At 42.7% G+C, this 2,071-nt stretch carries 2 protein-coding genes; both read left to right on the top strand.

The features are described from left to right. Window positions 1–184 precede the first annotated feature (184 nt). Window positions 185–1,066: a hypothetical protein gene (locus tag ACWB1W_RS03600; RefSeq protein ID WP_479370029.1), complete on the top strand. Its 882-nt coding sequence runs from the start codon at window positions 185–187 to the stop codon at window positions 1,064–1,066. Further along, entirely contained in the window at window positions 1,059–1,937 is an 879-nt protein-coding gene (locus ACWB1W_RS03595) for a DNA-methyltransferase (protein WP_479370028.1), read from the top strand. Before ACWB1W_RS03600 ends, ACWB1W_RS03595 begins: the two co-directional genes overlap by 8 nt. Window positions 1,938–2,071 lie beyond the last annotated feature (134 nt).

The raw sequence follows: 2,071 nt of genomic DNA, 5'->3' as shown, positions 1-2,071 counted from the left end.
AGCGCAGGTGTAGGTTTTCGTGCCCAGATACCCATGTTGGGGATAATGGGGATAGACTTGGGCTACGGCTTTGACGACCCCTCCCATCGTTGGGTACCCCACTTCCAGATAGGGGCCACGTTCTGATCTACTCTTGAAGAGTTATCTCAGCCGTTCATCTGTATAATGCTAACTTTTATAGATTATGCTGTGGAATAAGGATGAGGAACGTAAGTTCTTTGTAGAAACTTTACATATTGTCCCTCCGGAGAAGTTATTTTATATCACCGAAGATAGCAGATATTTGGCCTATTGGCCAAAAGGCTACAAAGGTAAAAAAACAACTCTGCAAGGTAGAAATGCCTTTGTAGGGAGCTACACAGAAAAATGGATCAAGGATTTATTAACACCGATGGCAGAAGATCTTGGTGCCTATGCGATTCACAACGTAATCTGTGAAGAAGTCGGGCTTACTGATCGCTCCCCTGCGGATGTTGCTATAGTCAAAACTCCTAATAGAATGCAACAGGCCGAGGATATTTTACTTATTGTTGAAGTTAAGATGTCCATTGTGTGGAATTGGGAATACTATCCTGAAACCGACGAAATAGTGTGTATAGGGGATTACACAACACACCAAGGTAATCCGAGTTTCTTGCGTTCGGATACCATACTGAAAGCCATTGGTAAAAGTATAAATATAAGAGTTTCTGGCCACAAATCCTCCAAAATACCGATCGTAGTCGTTGGGAATACACCTATTACCAAGTTCTATTATAACAAAGTGGATTTTCTAAAGTTGTCTGGCATAGTTCAAGGATTTTATTCTGTAAATCCTAAACCTTTGGACAGACCTAACGGTGGTGATATAAAAAGCACTCCAGAGGAAGGGTTTTTAAGAGTTGATACTCCCCATGAGTTGTACGAGAACCTAAGACGTTTGGTCGTAGAGGATAGGGAATTCTTCTCATCAATGATCACTAAAAAGGATTTGGGTCAAATTATAGATATAGCAAGTAAAGAGCGCACATATGAAGCGAAGGCGGAAAAGTTTTTACGTCTGCTTAGGAGGTTGAACTATGGCTAAGAGACAGAAAACTGAGACCAGTAAATTCGGATCACCCGGTAGGGTAAGCCACGACTCCTCCAAGTTTTATTCCAGCAGGTTGTACGAGGGGTTACCAACAGAAAAAAAGATATCGTACGTGGAAAATACTATCCCGGAAGAGTATTTGAACAGGATCTTCTGTAAAAGTAGTGAAAGTATGGATGAGCTTCCGGATAACAGCGTACATCTAATGGTCACATCTCCCCCTTACAACGTGGGAAAGGAGTACGATCGGGACCTATCCTTTGACGAGTATCGGGAATTTTTAAGAAGAGTTTGGAAGGAAACCTATAGAGTTCTGGTACCCGGAGGAAGGGCGTGCATAAATGTAGCAAATTTAGGTAGAAAACCTTATATACCCCTACACGCATTTATAATAGAAGATATGTTGAAAATCGGTTTCCTGATGAGGGGGGAGATAATTTGGAATAAAGGTACAAGTGCCGGTTCTTCTACAGCGTGGGGCAGTTGGATGTCTCCCCGAAATCCTACTTTGAGGGATGTTCATGAGTATATTCTTGTCTTTTCAAAAGATACGTTCCGTAGGGAAAATCCGAAGCGTAGGAAAAGTACTATACGAAAGGAAGAATTTTTGAAGTTTACTAAAAGCGTATGGACTTTTCCTGCAGTTTCAGCTAAAAAAATTGGACATCCGGCTCCATTTCCGGAGGAGCTACCTTACAGGTGCATACAGCTATATACCTTTAAAGGAGAAGTTGTACTGGATCCGTTTATGGGAAGTGGCCAGACTGCTATAGCGGCTTTGAAAACGGGGAGATTTTACGTAGGTTATGAGATAAATCCCGAATACGTAAATCTTGCTAAAAGCAGAATTATATCGCTCTTTTGACCGCTCACCTTCGCCGAAGCTGGGAACGCCTGGTGGGAGCCGAGGACGGTCAATCTGAGTGATCTCAAGCGGAGCGCAGGTGTAGGTTTTCGTGCCCAGATACCCATGTTGGGGATAATGGGGATAGACTTGGG

The organism is Aquifex sp., assembly GCF_056494385.1.
The sequence above is the reverse complement of the archived record's forward strand: the minus strand, read 5'-3'. Positions and strand labels throughout refer to the sequence as shown.